Genomic DNA, 16,634 nt, shown 5'->3' on the forward strand with positions numbered 1-16,634 from the left:
GTTCGTCAATAGCGTTGTCTCTGAGTAATCAGAGTGCAAAGTTATAGGATCAAGCGACAAAGTGCATGTGGTGGATGCCTTGGCGATCACAGGCGATGAAGGACGTGCAAGCCTGCGAAAAGCGGGGGGAGCTGGCAATGGAGCTTTGATCCCCCGATATCCGAATGGGGAAACCCACCTCTTTTGAGGTATCCCTGACTGAATTCATAGGTCAGTGGAAGCGAACCGGGAGAACTGAAACATCTAAGTACCCCGAGGAAAAGAAATCAACCGAGATTCCCCAAGTAGTGGCGAGCGAACGGGGATGAGCCTGCACGACTAAACCGGTTACTTAACAGAACAAGCTGGAAAGCTTGGCCATAGTGGGTGATAGCCCCGTATGTGAAAAGTAGCCGGCGGGTCTGAGCGTGCGACAAGTAGGGCGGGACACGTGAAATCCTGTCTGAAGATGGGGGGACCATCCTCCAAGGCTAAATACTCGTGATCGACCGATAGTGAACCAGTACCGTGAGGGAAAGGCGAAAAGAACCCCGGGAGGGGAGTGAAATAGATCCTGAAACCGCATGCATACAAACAGTGGGAGCCTCGCAAGGGGTGACTGCGTACCTTTTGTATAATGGGTCAGCGACTTACGTTCAGTAGCAAGCTTAACCGGATAGGGGAGGCGTAGCGAAAGCGAGTCTGATAAGGGCGATTTTAGTTGCTGGGCGTAGACCCGAAACCAAGTGATCTATCCATGGCCAGGATGAAGGTGCGGTAACACGCACTGGAGGTCCGAACCCACTAATGTTGAAAAATTAGGGGATGAGCTGTGGATAGGGGTGAAAGGCTAAACAAACTTGGAAATAGCTGGTTCTCCCCGAAAACTATTTAGGTAGTGCCTCGTGCGGACACTTCCGGGGGTAGAGCACTGTAATCGTTGGGGGGGTCATTGCGATCTACCCCGCGATAGCAAACTCCGAATACCGGAAAGTGATACACGGGAGACAGACGGTGGGTGCTAACGTCCATCGTCAAGAGGGAAACAACCCAGACCGCCAGCTAAGGTCCCAAATACATGGCTAAGTGGAAAACGAGGTGGGAAGGCATAGACAGCTAGGAGGTTGGCTTAGAAGCAGCCACCCTTTAAAGAAAGCGTAATAGCTCACTAGTCGAGTCGTCCTGCGCGGAAGATGTAACGGGGCTCAAGCCATGAACCGAAGCTGCGGATCTCGTAAGAGATGGTAGGGGAGCGTTCTGTAAGTCTGTGAAGGTGTCTTGTAAAGGATGCTGGAGATATCAGAAGTGCGAATGCTGACATGAGTAGCGATAAAGGGTGTGAAAAGCACCCTCGCCGAAAGCCCAAGGTTTCCTGCGCAACGTTCATCGACGCAGGGTGAGTCGGCCCCTAAGGCGAGGCAGAAATGCGTAGTCGATGGGAAACAGGTCAATATTCCTGTACCGCTCTATGATGCGATGGGGGGACGGAGAAGGTTAGGTCAGCCGGGTGTTGGACGTCCCGGTTTAAGCGTGTAGGCGTGCTCTTTAGGCAAATCCGGAGAGCTTAGCTGAGGCGTGACGACGAGGTCTCTTTGAGACCGAAGTGATTGATACCCTGCTTCCAGGAAAAGCCTCTAAGCTTCAGTCATAGAGTGACCGTACCGCAAACCGACACAGGTGGGCAGGTAGAAGATACTAAGGCGCTTGAGAGAACTCAGGAGAAGGAACTCGGCAAATTGATACCGTAACTTCGGGAGAAGGTATGCCTCGGTAGCTTGTAGGAGTACATCCGAAGGGCGAAGAGGCCGCAGAGAATCGGTGGCTGCGACTGTTTATTAAAAACACAGCACTCTGCAAACACGAAAGTGGACGTATAGGGTGTGACGCCTGCCCGGTGCCGGAAGGTTAAGTGATGGGGTGCAAGCTCTTGATCGAAGCCCCGGTAAACGGCGGCCGTAACTATAACGGTCCTAAGGTAGCGAAATTCCTTGTCGGGTAAGTTCCGACCTGCACGAATGGCGTAACGATGGCCACACTGTCTCCTCCTGAGACTCAGCGAAGTTGAAGTGTTTGTGAAGATGCAATCTCCCCGCGGCTAGACGGAAAGACCCCATGAACCTTTACTGTAGCTTTGCATTGGACTTTGACGGGACTTGTGTAGGATAGGTGGGAGGCGATGAGACTGGGACGCTAGTTCCAGAGGAGCCGTCCTTGAAATACCACCCTGGTGTCGTTGAGGTTCTAACCTAGGTCTGTGAATCCAGATCGGGGACCGTGCATGGTAGGCAGTTTGACTGGGGCGGTCTCCTCCCAAAAGGTAACGGAGGAGTACGAAGGTCACCTAGGTACGGTCGGACATCGTACTGATAGTGCAATGGCAAAAGGTGGCTTGACTGCGAGACCGACAAGTCGAGCAGGTGCGAAAGCAGGTCATAGTGATCCGGTGGTTCTGTATGGAAGGGCCATCGCTCAACGGATAAAAGGTACTCTGGGGATAACAGGCTGATTCCGCCCAAGAGTTCACATCGACGGCGGAGTTTGGCACCTCGATGTCGGCTCATCACATCCTGGGGCTGTAGCCGGTCCCAAGGGTATGGCTGTTCGCCATTTAAAGTGGTACGTGAGCTGGGTTTAAAACGTCGTGAGACAGTTTGGTCCCTATCTGCCGTGGGCGCTGGATATTTGAGGGGGCCTGCTCCTAGTACGAGAGGACCGGAGTGGACGGATCTCTGGTGTACCGGTTGTGACGCCAGTCGCATCGCCGGGTAGCTAAATCCGGAAGAGATAACCGCTGAAAGCATCTAAGCGGGAAACTCGCCTCAAGATGAGATATCCCTGGGAACTCGATTCCCCTGAAGGGTCGTTGAAGACCACGACGTTGATAGGCTGGGTGTGGAAGCGCAGTAATGCGTTAAGCTAACCAGTACTAATTGCCCGTGAGGCTTGATCCTATAACCTTGCAAAAATGCAAGACGAATAAAGCGCAACGCGCAGTCATACATCCCAAAGAACACTTCTTCCCTTTGACGCTTCAACCGCGAAAACGCGGAAAGCGGTACAAGTTATAGTCTGACGACCATAGCGTCTTGGAACCACCCCTTCCCATCCCGAACAGGACCGTGAAACAAGACCGCGCCGATGATAGTGCACAACCGTGCGTGAAAGTAGGTCATCGTCAGACTTACCCCATCAAAGCCCTCGCACTCCATCGTGCGGGGGCTTTGCGCTTTAAAGCTCCGAAACAAAGCAAGCCCCCGGGTAAGCCCCCGGCCATCCCATCTTCCGCCAGCCCCTTAGCTCGCTAAATATAGCGTCCACTAGCCAAATAGAAGTGGACACTTTGATGAGCATCACGAAGCCCTGCCGTACCCGTCGCACCCACTCCGAGGAGTTCAAACGGTCCCTGATCGAAGCCTGCGGCGAACCCGGTGCGTCGGTCGCCGGGGTGGCCCTGGCGAACGGGATCAACGCCAACCAGCTGCGGCGCTGGATGCGCGAGCGGGGCATCGAGCCGCCCGAGTTGTCCTGTCTGTCCTTACGTGTGGCGGCCTCCGAGCCGATGGGCGGCTTCGTCCCGGTGCAGCTTTCCCCCTGCGTTGATCCCCCCATCCGGCTGGAACTGCGCAAAGGTGCCGCAGTGGTCACGGTAGACTGGCCCGCGTCTTCGGCCGCCGCCTGTGGTGCCTGGCTACGTGAGTGGCTCGGGTGATCCGGGTCGAAGCCTTATGGCTGTCGATCGCTCCGCTCGACATGCGCGCCGGCATGCACACGCTCCTTGCCCAGGTGGTGCAGGTCTTCGGTGAGGCGCGCCCGCATCATGCCTACCTCTTCGCCAACCGGCGCGGCACCCGGATGAAGGTGCTGATCCACGACGGCCAGGGGATCTGGCTCGCCTGCCGGCGGCTCAACCAGGGGCGCTTCCGTTGGGCCGCGGGGAACGGCTCGCTCACGCTCTCGCAGGCCCAGTTCGACGCCCTGGTGCTGGGGCTGCCCTGGCAGCAGCTGGGCAGCGACGGCGCGATCCGGATGATTTGAAGGTCCACCATCGGGGGATGTCCCGATGGCAGTGGCCGTGTTCGAACAGCATGATTTGACCATGGTTCTCCCCGCCAACCTCCACGAACTGGACGCCGACGCCCTGCGCCAGCTGCTCATCGCGCAGGACCGGGAACTCACTTGGCGCCAGAGCAAGATCGACCAGCTCACTCATGAGCTGGCACTGCACAAACGCTGGCGCTTCGGGGTCAAGACTGAGCGCCTGTCCGCGGAGCAGGCCCAGCTGTTCGAGGAGACGGTCGAAGCGGACCTGGCTGCGATGACCGAGGCACTTGAACAGCTCTCCGGCAAACCCGCATCCGCCAAGGGCCAGGCCAAGCGCAAACCCCTGCCGCCCGAGCTTCCGCGCACCGAGATCCATCACGAACCGGACTCCACCTTCTGCGCCTGTGGCTGCCAGATGAAACGCATCGGCGAGGATGTGGCCGAGAAGCTCGACTACACGCCCGGCACCTTCAGCGTCGAGCGCCACCTCCGCGGCAAATGGGTTTGCCAGGCGTGCGAAACCCTGGTGCAGGCGCCGGTACCCGCCCACGTGATCGACAAGGGTATCCCCACCGCCGGGCTGCTTGCCCAGGTGCTGGTGGCCAAGTACCAGGATCATCTGCCACTCTACCGCCAGGAAGGCATCTTCGGCCGGGCGGGGCTCGCCATTCCCCAATCCACGCTGGCCCAATGGGTCGGCCAGATGGGCGTGCAGTTGCAAGCACTGGTCGATGCGCTGAAGGAAGAGCTTCTCGCCTTCCCGGTGCTGCATGCCGACGAGACGCCGGTGGCCATGCTCGACCCCGGGGCCGGCAAGACCCACCGGGCCTATCTGTGGTCCTACAGCATCGGCGCCCACGATCCGGTCCGGGCGGTGATCTACGACTTTGCCGAGAGCCGCGCCGGCAAGCACGCGCAGGACTTCCTGGGCGACTGGCGAGGCACCCTCGTCTGCGACGATTACTCGGGCTACAAGGCCTTGATCGCCAAAGGCGTGACCGAAGCCGGCTGCATGGCCCACGCGCGGCGCAAGTTCTTCGAGCTCCAGGAGCACGGGCAAAGCCAGATCGCCGGCGAGGCGCTGGACCGCATCGCCGCCCTCTACGGCATCGAGCAAGACACGCGGGAGCTGAAGGCCGAAGCCCGCCAGGCGCTACGAGAAACGCGTGCCCGGCCGCGGCTGGAAGACTTGAAAGCCTGGCTGCTGGCGTGTCGGGGCAAGATTCCCAACGGGTCATCCAGCGCCAAAGCCATCGACTACACCCTCAAACGCTGGACGGCGCTGACCCATTACCTGACGGATGGGCGCGTGCCCATCGACAACAACTGGATCGAGAACCAGATTCGGCCGATTGCCATCGGCCGCAAGAACGGGCTCTTTGCGGGTTCGCTGCGCGCTGGCAAGCGCGCGGCGGCGATCATGAGCCTGATCCAGTCGGCGCGCTTGAATGGGCATGAGCCCTACGCCTACCTGAAGGATGTCCTCACCCGCCTGCCGACTCAGCCGCAGAGTCGGATCGGGGAGCTGTTGCCGCATCGGTGGCAGCCGGATTCAGCTTAAGGCTCGGTCAAGAGGGGATCGCCGGGTGCTTACCCTCCCTGCCCAGACACGGCACAGATCCGTCGCCCAATGCTCGTTGGGTTGGGATGCCCTTGAGCGCCGCGCCTCGATCCGCGGCCGGAAACCGACCGGACGCTTCCTGACCTGCCAGCCGCGGAGCTGGAACACCCGCTGCACCGTGTGCTTGTTGAAGCCCAGCAGGTGCGCCACGGTCCGGTAACCAAAGGACGGGTTGTCCTCGATCATCGCCTTGATCGGTTCAGCAAAGCGGGGCTGCACTTTCGGTAGCGCCTTCACCGACTGGTAGTAGAACGTCCGACGGGGCACTTCAAACCACCGGCACAGCTGGCTGATCGAGACGACGACACCTTCTTCCTGCAGTCCCTGGCGGATCGTCTCGATCACTTCTCGTCCTCGCCCAGCAGGGACTGCAATTTTTTTCGGGCACGCAGCTCCAGCATCGCTTCCCCGTAGGCTTCCTGCAGCTGCTTGATCTGCTTCTCGTACAGCTCCCGGATGTCCAGCGGGTTGGCACGCAGTGCGTTCTCCATGCCCCGCTTCGCCTCGTCGATCCAGGTCTCGATCTCGGACGGGGGGAGATCGTACGAGCGGCTCGCCTCCGCCACCGTCGTCTTCCCTTGCAGGATTTCCATTACCAATGCGCTCTTGCGCTTGGCTGTCCAACGTTTGCTTTCGTCTTCCATCGCCGTACTCATGTGTCTTTCCTTTCAAGGTTAACACCTGAGCAGGGTTTTACTGGAGCAATACATCAGAAGGCATCGTCCGGACAGCATTCCTGAATTCGGTGGATGCTGGGCTGGCGAATTGCAGCCCACGTACAAACGATGCCGTGTTGTGGTGCTCAGTCGGTAATCAGACGTCTTTCAGTATAGGTGCTTCCCATTCCTGAAAATCGTCGGCCTGGCGTATGCGCAGGGCGCGTTCGGCGGAGCGCAGGGTGTTTTCGATGAGCATGGTGACGGTCATCGGGCCGACGCCGCCGGGCACCGGGGTGATCCAGCTGGCCTTCTCCTTGACCCCGTCGAAATCCACGTCACCGACGATCTTGCCGGCGTTGGGCCCATCCGTGAGGCGGTTGATGCCGACGTCGATGACGATGGCGCCCTGCTTGACCATCTGCGGCACGATCAGGCCCGGCTTGCCGGCGGCGACGATGAGGATGTCGGCGAGGATGGTGTGCTGGGCGAGGTCGCGGGTCTTGGCGTGGCAGATCGTCACGGTGGCCTCGCGCTGCAGGAGCATCAGGGCCATCGGCTTGCCGACGATGTTGCTGGCGCCGACGACGACCACGTTCTTGCCGGCCACGTCGGTGCCGGTGGCGTCAAGCAGCAGCTGTACGCCGTAGGGCGTACACGGCGGGAAGATGGTGTTGCCGACGACGAGTCCGCCGACGTTGTAGAGGTGGAAGCCGTCCACGTCCTTATGCACAGAAATGGCTTCGAGCACGCTGCGCGGCTCGATGTGCGGGGGCAGCGGCAGCTGGATCAGGATGCCATGCACGGCCGGGTCGGCGTTGAGGCGGGCGATGGTGGCGAGCACCTCGGCCTGGGGCGTATCGGCGGGCAGGGCGATGTGGAAGGAGCGCACGCCGCACTCCTCGCAGGCCTTGATCTTGTTGCCGACATAGACGCGGGAGGCGGGGTTGTCGCCGACGAGGATGACGGCCAGGCCGGGCTGCACGCCCTGGTCGGCGAGGTGATCGACACGCTCGCGGAAGCCCTCGCGCAGCTGCTTCGAGAGGGCCTTGCCGTCGATGATCTGGGCGGTCATCGGAACACCACCGTCTTGTTGCCATGGACGAGGACGCGGTCCTCGAGGTGGTAGCGCAGTCCGCGGGCGAGGACGGCCTTCTCGATGTCCTTGCCGTAGCGGACGAGGTCGTCGGGCGCGTCGGAGTGATCCACGCGGATGACGTCCTGCTCGATGATGGGTCCCTGGTCGAGCTCGCTGGTGACGTAGTGGCAGGTGGCGCCGATGAGCTTGACGCCCTTGGCGTGGGCCTGGTGGTAGGGCTTGGCGCCGACGAAGCTGGGCAGGAAGCTGTGGTGGATGTTGATGATCTGGCCGGGGTAGTTGATGCACAGCTCGGGCGACAGGATCTGCATGTAGCGGGCGAGGACCATTACGTCGCCGTTGGACTCGCGGAACAGCTCTTCGACCTTGGCGTAGGCAGCGGGTTTGTTGTCGGGAGTGACGGGCACATGGTGGAAGGGAATGCCGTGCCACTCGACGAAGCCGCGGAAGGTCTCGTGGTTGGAGATGACGCAGGGGATGTCGATGTCCAGGTCGCCGGACTGCCAGCGGGCGAAGAGGTCGTAGAGGCAGTGTTCTTGCTTGGAGACGAGGATGACGACGCGTTTTTTGCGGGCGCTGTCGGAGATGCGCCAGTCCATGCCGAACTCGGCGGCGATGGGGGCGAACTTGTCGCGCAGGGTGTCGATGCCGAAGGGCAGGGAGTCGGCGAGGATTTCCTGGCGCATGAAGAAGCGCTGGGCTTCGGGATCGGCGTGGTGGTTCGCTTCGGTGATCCAGCCGTGGTTCTTGGCGAGGAAGGCGCTGACGGCGGCGACGATGCCGACCTTGTCAGGGCAGGACAGGGACAGGGTGTAACGTCGGGTGGGGGTGCTCATGGGCTGTTTCCTTTTGCTCGGCCTCTGGCGGGCCATTGGGGCTGCATGAGGCAGCCCTCGGGGGGCGAGTTCATTCGCCTGTGGACTTGATCCAGCGGTGGGGAGCGAGTGAGCTCGCCCCCACGGAAGCCAGGGCTCAGCCCTTGGCCGTGCGCTTGGTCTTGTCCGGGTCGTCGAAGGGTAGCGTGTGGGTTGTCGCGCCGCATTCGAGGCTGGCGCCACGTAGTTGCAGCTTGCGGCCGGCGACGGCGTAGGCCGGGTCGAGGCGGGCGATGGCCATCGAACGCTCCACCAGCCGCGAATACATGCCACAGGTGACGAAGCCCACCTTGGTGTCGCCGTCGTAGAGGGCATCGCCGGCCTGGGCGGCCTGTTTGCTGGCCAGCTCTACACCAAAGATTTTGAAGCGCTCCTTACCCTGCAGACGGTAGTGCTCGGCGGCACCGCGGAATTCCTTCTTGCCCGGCGAGACGGTGAAATCCAGGCCCAGTTCCCACAGGCTGTCGCCGATCGGCTCGCCCTCCATCGGGTACATGTCGGAGTTGTCGTACGGGTAGAACAGCAGGTAGCTCTCCACCCGTAGCCAGTCCAGGGCGGTGAAGGAGCAGGGCATGATGCCCATTTCCTTGCCTTCGGCGACGATGGTGTCCCAGATCAGCGGGGCGTCGGCGGCTTTGCAGAAGATCTCGTAGCCACGCTCGCCGGTGTAGCCGGTGCGGGATAGCATCACCGGGCGGCCGAAGAGGGTCGTCTGCATGTGGTGGAAGTAGGGCAGCTCGCGGATGCCTGGCACGTGCTTGGCGAGGAAATCGACGGCCACCGGTCCTTGCAGGGACAGGTCATGGAGGTCGTCGTCGAACAGCACGACCACATTGCGGCCGACCGCGGCGCGGGTCAGGATCTCGTGGCCAGCGCCGGAACCATGCACCACCATGAAGGCGTTGGGACCATTGCGGTAGATCACGCAGTCGTCGATGAACTTGCCGGCTTCGTTGAGCATGCAGGCATAGACCGACTTGCCCGGGTAGAGCTTGCTGACATTGCGGGTGGTGGCGAAGTTGATCAGCGCCTCGGCGTGGGGGCCGATGATGTGCATCTTCTTGAGGCCCGACACGTCCATCAGGCCGGCACGGGTGCGGATCGCCGCGTGCTCGTCGGCTAGATCGGTCCGGTAGGTCCAGGCGGTACCCATGCCGTTCCAGTCTTCGAGGCTGGAACCGAGGGCGCGGTGGCGGTCAGCGAGGACCGAGAGTCTCCATGAACTCATCTGCAACTCCTAGTCGAAAAAGGGATGAAGCTTGAGTTCATTAGGCCAGCCGGCCCGGCGCCGGAAAATACTACTCTGGTACTACTTCAAGGCGGAGGGCGTGGCCCGCCCTGTGCAGGGTGGTCTGCAGACGCAAATTGCCGGACATGAATCGGAGCCCGGTTTCGTTTTCAGGACGGCCGGCCTTCCTCCTGGCGCAGTTCGCGCAGCCACACGGCAGCCTCGAAGCGGTTGCGCAGGTTGAGTTTCTGCAGCACGTGTTTCACGTGAACCTTCACGGTGCTCTCGGCGATGCCCAGCGAGCGGGCGACGATCTTGTTCGACGCGCCCTTGGAGACCAGTTCGAGGGTTTCCTGCTCCCGCGCGGTGAGGGAGGCCCAGCCGGCGTCGATGCTCTCGCGGCTCGGTGGCTGGGGCTTGGCGAGAATGCCGCCGACCTCGGCCGACAGCACGGTACCGCCGGCGGCCACCTGGCGTAGCTTCAGGCAGAACTCGTCAGGCTCCATGTCCTTCAGCAGATAGCCGCTGGCGCCGGCCTTGAGGGCTTCCATCACGTCGAAGCTGGAGTCGGACACGGTGAGCATCACCAGCCGTGTAGCTGAGCCGGCGGTTTTCAGTGCGCGGACTACAGAGATGCCGTCGAGGCCCTTCATGTGCAGGTCCACCAGGGCCACGTCGGGCCGGTGGGTCAGTACGGCTTCGATGCCGTCGGCGCCGCAAGCGGCTTCGGCGACCACGTGGAGGTCGCCGTACATCGAGAGCAGCTGGCCGATGCCCTTGCGGAAGAGGGCGTGGTCGTCCACCACCACCAGGCGGATCGGTGGTGTGTCGTCAGTGGGGCTGTGCATGGGCAGTGTCCCTGTCGGATGCGAATGGGGGAGAAGAAGGCGGCGGCCCGGCCCGCGGGCGGAAGCGCAGTTCCACGCGGGTGCCGCGCCCGCCGGGGCCGGGTTGCAGGTCCAGGGTGCCGGCCAGCTGGCGGGCCCGGTCTTGCATGATCGAGACGCCGTGATGGCCTTCGCCGCCGCTGCCGGCTGCCATCCCGCGGCCGTCGTCGTCCACCTGCACGACCACCACGCCGGCTTCGCAGTCCAGGCGGATCAGCGCGTGCCCGGCGCGGGCATGACGGATCACGTTGGTCAGCGCCTCGCGGACGATTTGTAGCAGGTGGAACTCCTCGTTGACCGACAGCGGTGTGTCACCGAGCCGGTAGTCGAGGCTGATCTCGGTGCCGGCGCGGGCAGATAGCTCCTCGACCACTTCGCGGATGGCCTGCTGCAGGCCGCCGGGTGGCATGCTGGTGCGGAAGGCCGACAGCAGCTCGCGCAGGTGGCGGTAGGCGCTGTCGAGGCCGGTCTTGATGTCGCCGGAGATCTCCAGCACCTTGCCGCCGGGCGCGCAGGCGCCGCAGCTGCGCCCGATCTCCAATTGCAGGCGGGCGATCTGCAGTTTCATGTAGGACAGCGCCTGGGCCAGGGAGTCGTGCAGCTCGCCGGCGATCGCGTTGCGCTCGTCCATCAGGGCCAGCCGGCGGCGGCGCTGGGTGCGCTGCAGGCTGCCGAGGGACAGTGCGAACAGGCTGGCTACCGCGTCCACCAAGCGGCTGTAGCGGCTTTCGAAAAGCACGTCGCTGCGCGCCTCCACCACCAGGATGCCGTAGATGCCGTCGGCGTCGCGCACCGGCACCGCCAGCTCGACCCGCTCGCCATCTGCGTAGGTCGCCTGGCGGCGCAGTCCGCCCTTGCGGGCCAGGGTTTCCGCGTCGAACTCGTCGAGCAGGCTGGCCAGCCGCGGTGCGCCCAGGCGGGTCGGCACCCCCAGGCTTTCGGCGAGGGGTGTCAGCAGGCCCAGCGAACAGCTGCGGGCGCGCAGGCAGTCGGCCATGTCTTCCAGCAAGGCGGTCAACCACTGGGTGCTGGCGTTGTTTTCGGCCAGACAGGTACAGGCGCGGTAGATGAATTCCAGCGAGCGGGTGGCGAAGCGTTCCTGCTCATGAGCGTGGCGGGACAGGCGTTCGCTGTCGGCGACGCGGCAGGCCAGCTGGGCTGACACGCCGTCCAGCGCACGTATCAGCCGGTCGATCTCGTCGGTCCCGCCGACCGGCCCGTCCGCACCGACCGTGTGCGCGGCCAGGCGGGCCAGCGCACAGTCGGTGCGTTGGGCCAGGGCCCGGTAGGCGATGCGCAGCGTGATCGCACAGCCGATCACGAAGGCCAGCGCCAGCACGATCTCCATCAGTTCGATGCCCGCAAGCCGGCTGGCCGCCAGGCTGCCGGGAGCTGCACGGGCCGCTGCCTCCAGGCGCCCGGCGGCCCCGGCGCTGAGGAACAAGGCCGCGCACAGGCTGGCCAGGCAGCTCAGCATGAGGCTCAGGCGGGACAGGAGCGGGTAGCGTTTCAGCACGTGAGCGTCGTTGGCGATTGAGAAGGTCCGTCGATATGCCGTTCCTTTGAAGCAACTTTTGCGCCTTTTGGGAAACGGCTGTTTCCGTCCCGGATCGGCGCCGCGCCAGGCAGGATGGAGTGAATCCTGCTTGATGCGGACGCCGTGCCGTGCAGGCGCGGTGTTCACGCTCACGGATTCCCGCCATGACCCTTTATCTATTTGCGACCCTGCTGGTTTCGGTGCTGGCCGTCATTGTCTGCGGCGATGCTGGGCGCCAGACGCCGCTGCTGGCCCTCGTGCCGCTGATTCCCGGGCTGGCGTGGACGGCGCTGCGCTTCGGCGGCCGCCGCCTCGCCGCCGCCCGGCCTGACGGCCCGGCGCTGGCCGATCCAACCCTTAGCCAGTTCGCCCAGCACAGCGGCCAGCCGGCCGTACTTGCCGAGAACGGGCGCATCGCCCACGTCAATCGGGCCCTGCTCAAGGCGCTCGGCCTGGAGGAGCGCGGCGACGAGCTGATCGGCATGCCCCTCGACAACATCGTGCATCCCAAGCATCAGGGACGGCTGGCCGAACTGCTGGCTGCCGACACCCCGGCCTGCGATGGCGTGATCACGCTGCTGCGTGCCGACGGCGTGTCCTGGCCGGCGCAGGTGAGCCTGTTCCGGGCCGACCGCTCGCCGATGGCGCTGCTGCATTTCTCCCTGCCGGAAGACGACGGCAGCGCGGCGGACCACCAGTGGGGCAACCGTTTCGCCCATGGTGCCGCGGAGATCCTGTTCACGCTGGATGCCCAGTTGCATGTGGCCTATCTCAATTCCCGCTGGGAGCGGACGACTGGCCGACCGGCGGCGGACGGCCTCGGCACGCCCTTCCTGCAGCTCTTCCCGGTGGAAGACCGGGCCGCGCTGACCAAGGGCCTGCGCCAGCTGCAGGCCGGCGAACGGGACGGGCTGACGCTGGAAGTCCGCCTGCTCGCCGCCCGCACGTCGGGCCCGCGCTGGGTGGAACTGCGGGCCTGGCCGGTGGAACTGCCGCCGGGCGGCGAGGCCGGCATCGCCGGCATGCTCCTCGACATCGACCAGCGGCGGCGCGGCGAAGAAGCCCTGCGCGCCCAGCGGCGCAGCCTGCACACCATGCTCGACAACCTGCCGGGGATGATCTACCGGGGCCAGAACGACAAGGAATGGACGATGGAATTCGTCAGCGAGGGCTGTTTCGAGCTGACCGGCTACACGCCGCTGGAACTGGTGGACAACCGCTCCGCCAGCTTCGCCGACCTGATCCATCCGGAGGATCGGGATTTCGTCTGGAACTACGTGCAGATGCGCCTGGCCCGGCGCGAGCGCTACGAACTCAGCTACCGCATCGTCGACCGGGACGGCCAGACCCGCTGGGTGTGGGAGCAGGGGCGCGGCATCCATTCCAGCCGTGGAGAATTCCTCGGCCTGGAAGGCTTCATCACCGACGTCAGCAGCAGCCGCGAAGCCCAGGAGGAAGCCCGCCGCCGCCTGTTCTTCGACAACGCCACCGGCCTGCTCGGCTTCAGCTTGTTCCTCGACCGCTTGCAGCACGTGTTTGTCCACTCGGCCATCGCCGGCTATCCCTTCATGGTCGTACACCTGGCCATTCCGTCCCTGGAGCGGATTGCCGCCGAGCATGGTGCGGCGATGGCCGAACGGGTGCTGGTGGAAAGCGGCAAGCGCCTGCGCGTGCTGCACAGCGACTGCAACTGTGTGACCCGCCACGGCAGCGGCTTCGCGGTGCTGATCGCCGACTTCCGCCCGGCGGCACTGGCCTGGGCAGGCGCGCTGCCCGACGAGCCGGCGTCACCGCCGGGGCGCGCTCGCCTGACGGCCGCCCTTGTCGAACTGCTCGGCCATCCGCTACGCATCGACGGCCATGCCATCAGCCTCGACATCGCGGTCGGCGAGGCGTCCGGTCAGGCCGCCTGTGCCGACGCCCAGGCGCTACTGATCGAGGCCGCGCGGAGTGCCCAGGCCGCCGTCTGACGGGGCTGTTTACGCATCCTTTATATGTGGCCCGCCTAAAAAGGACCGTAAAACAAGGCTTTGTCGTTTGTTGTCTTTATACGTGCGACAAACCGGGGCATGTAGCGTCTCCTCCACAAAACGTACCGTCCCGTCCGCCCGCCGGACCCCCGAAAAGACTGTAAAACACTGCAATTCCGGGCCTTCCGGCGCATCCGCGAGTCCTTGGCACAAGACCTGCTAAATCAGGGCAAACCCCCTTATTTCGACAGATCATGAACGCCACGCACGATTCGCCGATTGCTCCGGTCGCCGTCAAGCCAAAGCCCTACATCCACGGAGTGATCCTGTTCGCCTTCTGTCTCGGCTTCGGTCTGGTGATGGCGCTGACCAACGATGTCACCCTCGACGACATCGCCGCCCGCGCCCTCGAGGACAAGCAGAACTCCCTCAGCCAGGTCCTGCCCGACAACATCCACGACAACAACCCGGTCCTCGACACTCTCACCGTCAAGAACGAAGAGGGCAAGGAGATCACCGTCTATCGCGCCCGCAAGGACAAGCAGGTGACTGGCGTGGCCTACGAGATCTTCGGCACCGGCTACGCCGGCGAGATCCGCCTGATGATGGGCATCGACGCCGGCGGCAAGCTGCTTGGCGTGCGCGTGCTGGCCCATAAGGAAACCCCGGGCCTGGGCGACAAGATCGAGGCGAAGAAGGGCCCGTGGATCGAGCGCTTCACCGGCCTGTCGCTGAGCAATCCACCTGTCGAGCGCTGGAAGGTCAAGAAGGATGGTGGGGATTTCGACCAGTTCGCCGGCGCGACGATCACGCCGCGCGGCGTGGTGGCCGCCATACGGCGCGGGCAGGAGTTCTATGCCGCGAACAAGGACAAGCTGACCGGGAGCAATTGAAATGTCGAACGCCGAAAACTCGAACCAGTATTCCACCATCGTCAAGGATGGCCTGTGGGACAACAACGGGGTCTTCAGCATGCTGCTCGGCATGTGTCCGACGATGGCCATGACGACCAGTGCCACCAACGGCTTCGGCATGGGGCTCGCCACCGCCGTCGTGATGGGCGCCTCAAGCTACCTGGTGGCGGTGTTCCGCAACCAGATCACCACCGAAGTGCGGATCCCGGTCTACATCCTGATCGTCGCTGCCATGGTGACCCTCGTCGATCTGGCGATGAACGCCTGGATGCATGAGCTCTACAAGGTGCTCGGCCTGTTCATCCCGCTGATCGTCTCCAACTGTCTGCCGCTGGCCCGGCTGGAAGCCTTCGCCGCCAAGCAGCCCCCGTTCCCGGCCCTGCTCGATGGCCTGTTCATGGGCCTTGGCTTCACCATCGCGCTGACCGTGATCGGTGCGGTACGGGAAATCATCGGCTCCGGCACGCTGTTCGCCGACGCCTCGCTGCTGCTCGGCAACTCCTTCAAGGTCATCGAGATGCGCCTGCTGCCCGCCGACATGGGCGTGCTGATGATGATCCTGCCGCCGGGCGGCTTCATCGTCACCGGCCTGCTGGTGGTGGCCAAGCGCGTGCTCGACCTGCGTGCCGGCAAGGAAATCCAGATGGCCGGCGCCCACGCGGTCTGAGTCGTCACCTGACAGCCATCCCGATCATGAACGCCACCCGCGAGATCGCCAGCATGAGCCAGGACTCCAGCACCCCGATGGTGGAAGGCATCGCCCGCGTCGTCCGCGTCGAGCCGGGCTGGGCCTGGCTGGAGCCGGAGCAGACCACCAGCTGCGGCAGCTGCGCCTCCAGCGCCAGTTGCGGTAGCCACGGCGCGGCCGGCATCGGCTCGGTCGCCAGCCGCCTCCAGTCCCGTCGCTTCCGCCTCGACAACCCGCCGGGCCCCGGCGAGCTGCGTGAGGGTGAGCGGATCGTGGTCGGCGTCCACAACAGCACGCTGCTGAAGGCTGCGGTGCTGGCCTACGGCTTCCCGCTGCTGGCCGCCCTGTGCGGCGGCGGCCTGGCGCAGTCGGCCTACGAGAGCGATCTTCTGTCGATGCTCGGCGTGGCCGCCGGCCTGGCCTTCGGGCTGCTGGTGGCGCGTATCGGTGCCTACCGCCTGGCCGTGCGTGGCGAAGCGACTCCCCATTTTCTGCGTCGGGCGCGCCCCGACGAAACCTGCAAATAGGCTTGGGACAAGACCATGAAAGAATTTGCCATGATCATGATCAGCGCTGCGCTGGTCAATAACGTGATCCTCGCCCGCTTCCTCGGGCTGTGCTCCTTCATGGGGGTGACCACGCGCATCGACACTGCGGCGGGGATGGGCTTCGCGACGACCTTCGTGATCACCGTCTCGTCGATGGCCGACTGGGCCGTGCAGACCTACCTGCTCGATGCCTACGGACTGGGCTTCCTGCGCACCGTGACCTTCATCCTGGTGATCGCCTCGGCGGTGCAATTCACCGAGATGACGATCAAGAAGGTCTCGCCCGAGCTGTTCCAGATGCTCGGCATCTACCTGCCCCTGATCACCACCAACTGCGCGGTGCTGGGCGTCGCCCTGCTGCTGGTCGAAGGGCGCATGAGCTTCATCCACGCGACCCTGTTCGCCTTCGCGTCGTCCCTCGGCTACAGCCTGGTGATGGTGATCTTCGCCGGCCTGCGGGAGCGCCTGGCGTTGGTGCAGGTGCCGCGCCTGTTCGCCGGCCCGCCGATCGCGTTCATCGTGGCCGGAATGCTGGCCATGGCCTTCATGGGGTTCTCGGGCATCGCCGCGAGCTAATCAGAAACCAGAAAC

General features: G+C 63.6%; 15 protein-coding genes and 2 rRNA genes. 10 read left to right on the plus strand and 7 right to left on the minus strand.

Translation table 11 applies throughout. From position 1 onward, the window contains the following. Positions 1-47 precede the first annotated feature (47 nt). The 5 genes from AC1PQG_RS25070 (at position 48) to tnpC (ending at position 5,581) form a co-directional block, all read left to right on the plus strand. A 23S ribosomal RNA gene (locus AC1PQG_RS25070) occupies positions 48-2,930 on the plus strand. 117 nt (positions 2,931-3,047) lie between these two features. After that, positions 3,048-3,160: ribosomal RNA gene (gene rrf, locus AC1PQG_RS25075) — 5S ribosomal RNA — on the plus strand. Positions 3,161-3,322: 162 nt separating this feature from the next. Next, on the plus strand, positions 3,323-3,688 hold the full coding sequence (locus tag AC1PQG_RS25080) for a transposase (RefSeq protein WP_481120437.1): 366 nt from the start codon (positions 3,323-3,325) through the stop codon (positions 3,686-3,688). After that, positions 3,685-4,014 carry an IS66 family insertion sequence element accessory protein TnpB gene (gene tnpB / locus AC1PQG_RS25085; protein WP_481120438.1) on the plus strand — a complete coding sequence of 110 codons (330 nt, stop codon included), beginning with the start codon at positions 3,685-3,687 and terminating at the stop codon, positions 4,012-4,014. Before AC1PQG_RS25080 ends, tnpB begins: the two co-directional genes overlap by 4 nt. 61 nt (positions 4,015-4,075) lie before the next feature. Further along, a complete protein-coding gene (tnpC, locus tag AC1PQG_RS25090; protein WP_481120439.1) occupies positions 4,076-5,581 on the plus strand; it encodes an IS66 family transposase in 1,506 nt (501 codons plus the stop codon). On the opposite strand, the gene AC1PQG_RS25095 is transcribed toward tnpC, so the two are convergent. From AC1PQG_RS25095 to AC1PQG_RS25125, 7 genes are all read right to left on the minus strand, one after another. Further along, positions 5,573-5,986: a hypothetical protein gene (locus tag AC1PQG_RS25095; RefSeq protein ID WP_481120440.1), complete on the minus strand. Its 414-nt coding sequence runs from the start codon at positions 5,984-5,986 to the stop codon at positions 5,573-5,575. The two genes, tnpC and AC1PQG_RS25095, sit on opposite strands and share 9 nt — an antisense overlap. Continuing rightward, entirely contained in the window at positions 5,983-6,297 is a 315-nt protein-coding gene (locus tag AC1PQG_RS25100) for a transposase (RefSeq protein WP_481120441.1), read from the minus strand. The genes AC1PQG_RS25095 and AC1PQG_RS25100 overlap by 4 nt, the downstream gene beginning before the upstream one ends. Positions 6,298-6,454: 157 nt before the next feature. After that, entirely contained in the window at positions 6,455-7,372 is a 918-nt protein-coding gene (gene folD / locus AC1PQG_RS25105) for a bifunctional methylenetetrahydrofolate dehydrogenase/methenyltetrahydrofolate cyclohydrolase FolD (protein ID WP_481120442.1), read from the minus strand. Next, positions 7,369-8,232, minus strand: a complete 864-nt coding sequence (gene purU, locus AC1PQG_RS25110; protein WP_481120443.1) for a formyltetrahydrofolate deformylase — start codon at positions 8,230-8,232, stop codon at positions 7,369-7,371. The genes folD and purU overlap by 4 nt, the downstream gene beginning before the upstream one ends. A 136-nt stretch (positions 8,233-8,368) precedes the next feature. Then, positions 8,369-9,499, minus strand: a complete 1,131-nt coding sequence (locus tag AC1PQG_RS25115; RefSeq protein ID WP_481120444.1) for an aminomethyl transferase family protein — start codon at positions 9,497-9,499, stop codon at positions 8,369-8,371. Between the two features lie 170 nt (positions 9,500-9,669). Then, positions 9,670-10,347 (minus strand): response regulator, encoded by a 678-nt coding sequence (locus AC1PQG_RS25120; RefSeq protein WP_481120445.1) that lies wholly within the window; start codon positions 10,345-10,347, stop codon positions 9,670-9,672. Next, the gene (locus AC1PQG_RS25125) at positions 10,331-11,902 is read right to left on the minus strand and encodes an ATP-binding protein (protein WP_481120446.1); all 1,572 of its coding nucleotides are present in this window, start codon (positions 11,900-11,902) and stop codon (positions 10,331-10,333) included. Before AC1PQG_RS25125 ends, AC1PQG_RS25120 begins: the two co-directional genes overlap by 17 nt. Positions 11,903-12,087: 185 nt before the next feature. On the opposite strand from AC1PQG_RS25125, the gene AC1PQG_RS25130 reads away from it, so the two are divergent. The 5 genes from AC1PQG_RS25130 (at position 12,088) to rsxA (ending at position 16,619) form a co-directional block, all read left to right on the plus strand. After that, positions 12,088-13,893, plus strand: coding sequence for a sensor domain-containing diguanylate cyclase (locus tag AC1PQG_RS25130; RefSeq protein ID WP_481120447.1), 1,806 nt, complete (start codon positions 12,088-12,090; stop codon positions 13,891-13,893). Positions 13,894-14,147: 254 nt separating this feature from the next. Then, the gene (gene rsxG, locus AC1PQG_RS25135; RefSeq protein WP_481120448.1) at positions 14,148-14,786 is read left to right on the plus strand and encodes an electron transport complex subunit RsxG; all 639 of its coding nucleotides are present in this window, start codon (positions 14,148-14,150) and stop codon (positions 14,784-14,786) included. Between the two features lies 1 nt (position 14,787). Then, entirely contained in the window at positions 14,788-15,474 is a 687-nt protein-coding gene (locus AC1PQG_RS25140) for an electron transport complex subunit E (RefSeq protein WP_481120449.1), read from the plus strand. Between the two features lie 26 nt (positions 15,475-15,500). Then, positions 15,501-16,022: a SoxR reducing system RseC family protein gene (locus AC1PQG_RS25145; RefSeq protein ID WP_481120450.1), complete on the plus strand. Its 522-nt coding sequence runs from the start codon at positions 15,501-15,503 to the stop codon at positions 16,020-16,022. A 15-nt stretch (positions 16,023-16,037) separates the two neighbouring features. Further along, entirely contained in the window at positions 16,038-16,619 is a 582-nt protein-coding gene (rsxA, locus tag AC1PQG_RS25150; RefSeq protein WP_374486874.1) for an electron transport complex subunit RsxA, read from the plus strand. The last annotated feature ends 15 nt before the right edge of the window (positions 16,620-16,634 follow it).

Source organism: Zoogloea sp. GDB6 (genome assembly GCF_056724105.1).

Excerpts from the sequence above, each read along its gene's own strand:
- AC1PQG_RS25145 (WP_481120450.1), top strand. The coding sequence starts at position 15,501 with ATGAACGCCACCCGCGAGATCGCCAGCATGAGCCAGGACTCCAGCACC.
- purU (WP_481120443.1), bottom strand. The coding sequence starts at position 8,232 with ATGAGCACCCCCACCCGACGTTACACCCTGTCCCTGTCCTGCCCTGAC.
- tnpC (WP_481120439.1), top strand. The coding sequence starts at position 4,076 with ATGGTTCTCCCCGCCAACCTCCACGAACTGGACGCCGACGCCCTGCGC.
- AC1PQG_RS25080 (WP_481120437.1), top strand. The coding sequence starts at position 3,323 with ATGAGCATCACGAAGCCCTGCCGTACCCGTCGCACCCACTCCGAGGAG.
- AC1PQG_RS25140 (WP_481120449.1), top strand. The coding sequence starts at position 14,788 with ATGTCGAACGCCGAAAACTCGAACCAGTATTCCACCATCGTCAAGGAT.
- folD (WP_481120442.1), bottom strand. The coding sequence starts at position 7,372 with ATGACCGCCCAGATCATCGACGGCAAGGCCCTCTCGAAGCAGCTGCGC.
- rsxG (WP_481120448.1), top strand. The coding sequence starts at position 14,148 with ATGAACGCCACGCACGATTCGCCGATTGCTCCGGTCGCCGTCAAGCCA.
- AC1PQG_RS25130 (WP_481120447.1), top strand. The coding sequence starts at position 12,088 with ATGACCCTTTATCTATTTGCGACCCTGCTGGTTTCGGTGCTGGCCGTC.
- rsxA (WP_374486874.1), top strand. The coding sequence starts at position 16,038 with ATGAAAGAATTTGCCATGATCATGATCAGCGCTGCGCTGGTCAATAAC.
- AC1PQG_RS25120 (WP_481120445.1), bottom strand. The coding sequence starts at position 10,347 with ATGCACAGCCCCACTGACGACACACCACCGATCCGCCTGGTGGTGGTG.
- AC1PQG_RS25115 (WP_481120444.1), bottom strand. The coding sequence starts at position 9,499 with ATGAGTTCATGGAGACTCTCGGTCCTCGCTGACCGCCACCGCGCCCTC.
- AC1PQG_RS25100 (WP_481120441.1), bottom strand. The coding sequence starts at position 6,297 with ATGAGTACGGCGATGGAAGACGAAAGCAAACGTTGGACAGCCAAGCGC.